This window comes from Actinospineispora eucalypti (assembly GCF_039543365.1).
Lineage (GTDB): Bacteria > Actinomycetota > Actinomycetes > Mycobacteriales > Pseudonocardiaceae > Pseudonocardia > Pseudonocardia eucalypti.
In genome coordinates this window covers 1-7,041 of the sequence record NZ_BAABJP010000013.1, presented here as the reverse complement: position 1 = coordinate 7,041, position 7,041 = coordinate 1, and the positions used below count along the sequence as shown (strand labels likewise).

At 68.0% G+C, this 7,041-nt stretch carries 6 protein-coding genes; 3 read left to right on the top strand and 3 right to left on the bottom strand.

Translation table 11 applies throughout. From position 1 onward, the window contains the following. The coding region (locus ABEB12_RS15995; protein WP_345702863.1) for a phosphopantetheine-binding protein at positions 1 to 1,576 on the bottom strand (1,576 nt) is incomplete at its 3' end. Positions 1,577 to 1,578: 2 nt separating this feature from the next. Beyond that, entirely contained in the window at positions 1,579 to 2,583 is a 1,005-nt protein-coding gene (sbnA, locus tag ABEB12_RS15990) for a 2,3-diaminopropionate biosynthesis protein SbnA (protein ID WP_185060932.1), read from the bottom strand. Positions 2,584 to 3,565: 982 nt separating this feature from the next. Here sbnA and ABEB12_RS15985 point away from each other — a divergent pair. Then, on the top strand, positions 3,566 to 4,318 hold the full coding sequence (locus tag ABEB12_RS15985; RefSeq protein WP_185060933.1) for a BPL-N domain-containing protein: 753 nt from the start codon (positions 3,566 to 3,568) through the stop codon (positions 4,316 to 4,318). Between the two features lie 867 nt (positions 4,319 to 5,185). On the opposite strand, the gene ABEB12_RS15980 is transcribed toward ABEB12_RS15985, so the two are convergent. After that, a complete protein-coding gene (locus ABEB12_RS15980) occupies positions 5,186 to 5,734 on the bottom strand; it encodes an NlpC/P60 family protein (RefSeq protein WP_185060934.1) in 549 nt (182 codons plus the stop codon). Positions 5,735 to 5,828: 94 nt separating this feature from the next. Between ABEB12_RS15980 and ABEB12_RS15975 the strand changes: the two genes are divergently transcribed. Next, positions 5,829 to 6,281 carry a hypothetical protein gene (locus tag ABEB12_RS15975; RefSeq protein ID WP_185060935.1) on the top strand — a complete coding sequence of 151 codons (453 nt, stop codon included), beginning with the start codon at positions 5,829 to 5,831 and terminating at the stop codon, positions 6,279 to 6,281. A 128-nt stretch (positions 6,282 to 6,409) separates the two neighbouring features. Further along, positions 6,410 to 6,715 carry a PASTA domain-containing protein gene (locus tag ABEB12_RS15970; RefSeq protein WP_185060936.1) on the top strand — a complete coding sequence of 102 codons (306 nt, stop codon included), beginning with the start codon at positions 6,410 to 6,412 and terminating at the stop codon, positions 6,713 to 6,715. Positions 6,716 to 7,041 lie beyond the last annotated feature (326 nt).

Genomic DNA, 7,041 nt, shown 5'->3' with positions numbered 1-7,041 from the left:
AGTAGTCCGAGTTGATCACCGAAAGGCCGTCGGCGATCATCGTGCCGCTGCCGACCTTGGTCAGCTTGGGGTGGTCCTGCTTGACGTCCAGGCCGAAGTTCGAGCCGCTCTGCACCACGTGGGACAGGTCGTAGCCGATCCAGCGCAGGAAGTTCACGATGTAGGAGCTGTCGCCCAATAGGTAGGTGAACCGTGGTGTGTTGGTCATCCGGGTGACCGTCCGGTGCAGCCAGTAGTGGATGCCGTACAGCGGATAGACCCGGTCCCGGACTAGGAAACGGCTGAGGATTCTCGGCACGACGCCGACGTAGAGAAGGGCGAACAGGAACGAGTCGAAGAAGATCGCTACCGAGACGACCAGGACCTCGAGGTAGAACGTGGTCTGCGAGACGCTGAGCAGGCCGGGGCGCAGCTGGGTGAACCCGTCGCCCAGCATGACCTTCACGACGGTGAACATCGCGGCCAGCACTGGGGGGCCGAACAGCACCAGCCGCAGCACCTGCCAGGTCGAGAACAGGAACCGGCGCAGCCCGACGCGGTGGATCGGGGGCAGCGTGCGGTAGTTGGCCCGGCCCGGCCGGGCCGGGCAGCCGTGCCAGCGCTGGTTCGGCGGAACCGTCTGGCCGGGGTGCAGCGAGGAGGCGTGGCCCAGCTGGGAACCGGTGGACATCCAGGTGTTGATGTCCAGCACGGTCGACTCGCTGACCAGCACGTTGTCGCCCAGCGTGACCCGGCCGGTGGTGATCACCCCCGCGTGGGCGCGGTAGCCGCTGAAGTACGAGTCCTTGCGGATGATGGTGTCGGTGCCGATGGTTAGCAGGTCGGTGCACACTGGCACGTGGTTGGACAGGATGATCACCCCGGGTCCGATCTTCGCGCCCAGCGCCCGCAGGTACATCGTGTACAGCGGGGTGCCGACGAACAGCACCATCGGGTTGACCCGGATCAGCGTCTTGACCAGCCAGAACCGCAGGTACCGCAGGCTCCACACCCGGATCTGCGTGGGCTTCCAGCGACCGATGAGCACCCATTTCGCCAGGATCGGCAGCAGGCAGAAGCCGGCCAGGCTGGCCAGGCCGAACACCACCGCGCGCTCGTAGACGTGGACCCACCCGATGCCGGTGGAGATCCACTGGAACCCTGTGACCATCAGCAGTGCGCCCAGGTACGCCGCGCCGAGGAACAGCAGCACCTGCACCGCACCGCAGGTCAGGTAGCTGACCGTGCTCGCCGGCGCGACCGTGGGAAGTGGCGCGACCGGCGGCCGTTTCGGCCGGCTCGGCGTCGGCGAGACAGCCCTGGTCAGTCCCCGCACGGTCGGGTTGCGGTAGACGTCCTTCATGGAGATCGCCGGCAGGTCGGGGTGCTTGCGGACCCGGGCGCAGAAGTGCGCCATCCGCATCGAGTCGGCGTCCAGGTCGCGGAAGAAGTGGCTGTTCACCGAGACCTGGGGTGCCTTGGTGACGTCCGCGAGCAGCTCGCCGAGCGTCCGCTCGAGCTGGGTCGTGGCGTCGGTGCACCTGGTCGGTTGCGGCCATTCGGGCGCCCGGTTGCCCCCCAGGGTGTTGAGGGACACGGTCAGCTCCCGGTGCGAGAGGTCGACAGGGACCCGGCGCCGACCGCTTCCGGCTGGTCGCCGTACAGGTCCCGTGTCCAGGTGCAGTGGTAGACGGTGTCCAGGTAGCGCTCGCCCAGGTCGGGGGAGATGGCCACCGCGGTCAGGCCGGGCGTGTCGTGGCGGGCCAACCAGTCCGTCGCGGCGCTGACCACCGTGCCGGTGGAGCCGCCGAACAGGAACCCGGCCCTGGCCAGCCGGTGGCAGGTGCGCACCGTGTCCGCCTCGGCGACGTGCAGTACCTCGTCCACGTAGGACTCGTCCAGCAACGCCGGCCGGACGCTGGTGCCCAGGCCCGGGATCATCCGCCGCCCCGGCTCGCCGCCGAAGGTGACCGAGCCCACCGTGTCCACGGCCACGATTCGCACCGGCCGGTGCCCGTGCTGTTGTCGCTGCTTGAAGTAGCGGGCGCAGCCCATCAGGGTCCCGGTGGTGCCGGCCCCGATGAACAGCACGTCCAGCTCGGGGAACGCCTCGGCGATGGCCGGTGCGGTGGCGTGGTAGTGGGCCAGCCAGCTGTTCGGGTTGGCGTACTGGTTGAGCCAGAAGTACCGCGAGTCGGCCGCGCAGAGCGCCCGGACGTGGTCGATCCGCGCGCCGAGCAAACCCCCCTCGGCGGTCGGCTCGGTGATCACGTGCACCTGGCTGCCCAGCGCCTCCATCATCCGCCGGGCGGCCAGATTGCACCGGTAGTCGGTGACGCACACGAACCGGTAGCCCTTGCTTGCCGCCACCATGGCCAGCGCCACGCCCAGGTTCCCAGACGACGACTCGACCAGGACCGTGTCCGGGGCGAGCAGGCCGTCGCGCTCGGCGGCCTGCACCATCGCGCGGGCCACCTTCAGCTTGATCGAGCCAGCGAAGTTGAAGCCCTCGCACTTCAGGAACAGCGAGTGCCCGTAGGTCGACCGCAGGTCGACGTATAAGTCTTCCTCGGTGTACTCATATGGAGCGGAGATGACAGTCACGATCGAGTCCCGCTCGGGTGGCGCACCGGGAAACCCAGCTGGCGTAGTACTGCCACCGCCTCACCGGGGACCCTGACCATGTGCTCCGCCGTGCCCGGGCGCGGGCGGCGCGCCCATCGCGGCAGCGCGGTGGCCCCGCCGGCCCGCGGCACGTCCTGCCAGCAATCCCCGCCGGACCCGACTAGCGTCGTCATCGATCTCCCCCTCCGCTCGCGCCGGTCAAGCCTTGATTAACCTCTGCCCCGGCTGTGCTGTCGACCCCATTGCCGGGGGCCGTTACCGGGGGCTCTCAGCGATCAGCTGTCGCATCGATACTCAGGTGTCTGACATTGGCCGCGCCGACATGGTGGACGGTTCACCCGGCATCTACTCGAAGATTTCTTTTGTCGTTATTTGGTAACTGATTCAGCGAGATTGGGTTCGTTACCTCGGCTGTCACGCGAGTTACTGCTGGGAAGGAAGGGGGCGGCCGCCGCGCGTCGCCCGGCCAGAAAACCGCTTGACCTGGGGTAGAGTCGATCGCCGTGCGCTCGCTCGACTTTCTCGCCGCAACCCGGAGTTCTGTCGCGATCCGGCTTACTCTTCATCCCTGACGGAGGCGAGAAAGGCGTCGTCGTGATGGTTCTGTAATGGCTCTTCATCCACCAGCGTGGACGTCGAATCCGGTGGCGTGACGGCCAGACAACGTAGCGCTGGGGCTTGGCCGGTGGTAGACCACTGTGTTGGTGGCGCCGATCAGTTGTTCCGGTGTGCTCAGGAAACTGTTACCTGGTTCACAGGCTGGGCACAGTCATGCGCATTGGACTGGAGTTTGATACGCGCAGATTTGATGGCGTTTAGGGCGATCCGCGGCCGAGACGTGAGCAGGCGTTCAAACCGCTCGGAGCAGGCGGTGCGCGGCGTTGCGCGGTCACCAGGAGCCGGATCATGGGGGGCGGTTGGGGTGTATCGGAGTAGACGGACCCGACGGGTGGGACGGGTCATGGTGTTGGTCGCGGTGGCCGCGGTGCTGCTGGTGGCTGTATTGCTCTTGGTGGGCGGACACCCCTCGGGTGCTTTGGCGCCCGCCGCCGGGTCCGGCGCGGCCTCCAACGAGCGCCCGTTGGCATTGATCTACCGCAACCCTCCGCTGGCGGACAAGGATGACGCCGCCGACGCGGCGGCCATGTTGCAGGCCTCGCCGTACCAGTTCCGCATCCAATACGTGGGCCCCAACGACCTGACGGCCGAGCTGTTGAACCAGGCGGCGCTGTTTGTCGAACCCGGCGGCGAGGTTGAGACAGAGACCGCCAAAGAGGATTTCGCGCACGAGATCCCGCTGGTCAACCAGTACGTCGCCGAAGGTGGCCGGTACCTGGGGATCTGTGCCGGGGGTTTCGTGGCCGGCGAAGAGGGTTACGACGTGTTCCCCGGCCGGGTGGGCAGCTACGTCGACAGCGCGGGTGCGGAGGCCGAGTCCGACAAGGATCAGGCCATTCAGATCATCTGGCGCGACGGGTCAAAACGGACCGTCGATTTCCAGGACGGCAACTACTTCGCCATCCCGCCCGGTACTCCCGGGGTGACGGTGATGGCCACCTACACCAACGGTTTGCCCGCCGCCGCGGTCGCTGCCCACGGCAAAGGAAAGTCCGCGTTCATCGGCCCGCACTTCGAATCTGCCCCCGATGACGACTCCGATGACCACACCAACTTCGGCCTCGACTTCGAACTGCTCGACGTCCTCATGCGTTGAGCACCGCTCATCCCCGGGTGCCTGACCATGATCCAACGACAGATTGGTGGGCGGCATGTGCAGGTGGGTGTACCCGAAGGCGCAGCGGTGAATGCAGAGAGCCTGGCGACCAGGTCGTAGGGCACCGCTTACCCCGGTCATCGATACGGTGATTGTGGCGACCGGTTACGTTTTGATGACAGATGCCGGAGGCTGGGCGGCGGAACATCCGGGTCCACTCCCGGTGAATCAGTAGCCCACCTCCCGATGTGCATTCCATCCATCCGAGCATGGGGATCTCGCCGGGCTCGGATGGTCGACGGAGGGCGGTGTGCCGAGGGGCGCCACTCGGCCAGGCAAAGCGGGCGGGGTGTGGACCCGTAGGTGCTGGTCACACGTGCGATGCCGGGAAAGCTGTCGCCCGGTTCTGGGTGTTGGGCGACAGCCCCCTTCCCGTCCGGCTCATCTGTCCCCGAGTAAGCCGTAGTGGATTCGGCAAGTGTAGACCCGTGTTGGTCGCGTTCCCGTCAGGGGTTGGAATAGCGCGCCACTCACCCATGCCGGATGAATTTGAGGATGCTGATTGGACGGTGAAGTAGTCGAAAAGGGTGTCTTTCGGTGTTGCGGTCTGCGTGTAAAGTCTGGGCGCCCGGATGAGCCGTTTCCTGGCCTCCTCTGCCGAGGTTAGGCGGCGGCCCATCCGGGTCTACTTTCGGTGAATCAGTAGCCCACATGCTGATGCGCATTCCGTGCCCTCCTGAGGGGTGAGCGCCGGGCGGGTCAGCGCCGTGCGAGGGGCTGGGTGGCCGGCCGGGTAGCGCCCGCGTACCCCCGGGTGGGTAGCGGAGCCAGTTTCACCACGTCCCCCTGCGTCGGCGCGTGTATGACCTACCCGTCGCCGATGACCAGGGCTACGTGCGTGATCCCGTTCGCGATGGCCGGGTTGCCGTAGAACACGAGATCACCGGGCATCAGCGGGTCGTTCGTGGCTAGGCGCGGCCCAGTACTGGCTGTCCGCGGTGCGGGCAGCACGATGCCGGCCGACCGATAGGCCTGTTGGATCAGCCCGGAGCAGTCGAACCCGCCCGGCCCGTTGCCACCCCACACGTAGGGACGGCCGAGCTGGCCGCGCGCGTAGGCGATGGCGGCCGCGGCAGCCGGATCGGCCGTGCCCCCGTCGGGCGGGGTGGATGCGGCTTGCGGCGGTGGGGCTTGCGCGGGGCCGGTCTGGTCGGGCGCGGTCTGGTCCGGGGGGGCGCATGTCGCGGCGCCGAGCGCGGTGGCCAGGGCGCGGGCGGCGGGTTCGTGGCGGGCGTAGGCGTTCGGGGTCGCCGAGCGTTGCACGGCTTGCGCGGCGGCGGTGACCGCCATCTGTCCCCACCCGGGCACCGCTTGCAGGTGGCGGTAGAACTGGCCGGCCGCATACGTCGGGTCCATGATCTGTTCCGGCGTGCCCCACCCCTGGGAGGGCCGTTGTTGGAAGAACCCGAGAGCCCCGGTCCCCATAGGGGAGGTTGCGCAACCCGGACTCTTGCAGCGCCGCGGCGAGGCCGACCACCCAACCCTGCGCAGGGATGCCCTGTCGCTTGCCCACGCCGATGATCACGCCAGCGTGGGCGAGCTGGTCGGAGTCAAAGCCGGCGACCGGGCCGGCCGGGCCGCTAGGCACACAGTCTCCGGTGCTGAGCGCGCCGTTGCGGGGGTTCGCGCCGCCCGCCGGGCCGGCTGGCGCGCGGCCGGCGCGATCGATGTCCACCTGGACCTATCCGGCATGCTCGACCACGACCCGGGCTTGGCCCGCACACTGGCCTGGGCACAAACCCAACTCCACGGCAACGGAGGCAACCTGCTGATCACCGGCGCTAACGAACAACTCTGCGCCGAACTTCACGACGCGGTGACCGAACTGCACGCCCAGCCCGGCTGGCACGACCAGTGGCCAGGCACCCTCACCTACCGGCCAGAAACAGCGGACCAGCCCTAACCGCCGGGGCGGCCCGGCGACCCCTTGGTCCTGCCCACCTTGAACGCCGGGCAACGCCATGCGCTGCTGGTGGTGTTGTTTGGGTGGGTTGCGTCGACAACGCTGGCGGGCGGATCCTACGCTGGTGTATGGCGCGGCGGGAGGTTTTGACCGTGGTGCCCAACCTGGTGGGGTTGGGGTTGCGTGCCGCGCAGGATGTGGCGTTGGATGCCCAGCTGTTGGCGGTCGACGCGGACCCCGCTGATCATGCCGGGGCGGCGGGCGTGGTGGCGGCTCAGGCACCTGGGCCGGGTTGTTACCTGCCGCCGGGGAGTCCGGTGTGTATCTGGGTGCCTACGGACCGCGGCGGCCCGGAGGGCCGCGACGGCGGTGGTGGTGCGCGGTTGCCGACCGGACCGGTCACCGTGACTCCGGCCGGGACCAAGCCGCGTTAGTCTCCCGGGTTGCCCGCTGGTACGGGGTGGGTTCGTCGTGGTGGTGGGTTTAGTCGGTGTGGCCGAATGCGGCGATCTCGCGCCCTATCCGGGCGGGTGTGCTCGGAATCGCGCACAGGACACGGCTGTGAGGTCACCCAAAGAGTCGATCCCGGTCCGGCCGGCCGAACCGCTCGACCGACTCCCCGACCCGCACGTAAACCGTGACCCCGGGGCGCGACGCTTATTGGGACGGAAGGGGTAGCGGCAAACGCGACGGGGTGCGGCGGTCAGCGACGGCTTTCCAACCACATGGTTGAACGGGCGCGTACTGATCTCACTGCCGC

What these genes read in the sequence shown, in the direction of transcription:
- ABEB12_RS15980 (WP_185060934.1), bottom strand. Translation starts at nt 5,734, where the DNA reads ATGGACCCGACGTATGCGGCCGGCCAGTTCTACCGCCACCTGCAAGCG.
- ABEB12_RS15970 (WP_185060936.1), top strand. Translation starts at nt 6,410, where the DNA reads ATGGCGCGGCGGGAGGTTTTGACCGTGGTGCCCAACCTGGTGGGGTTG.
- ABEB12_RS15985 (WP_185060933.1), top strand. Translation starts at nt 3,566, where the DNA reads ATGGTGTTGGTCGCGGTGGCCGCGGTGCTGCTGGTGGCTGTATTGCTC.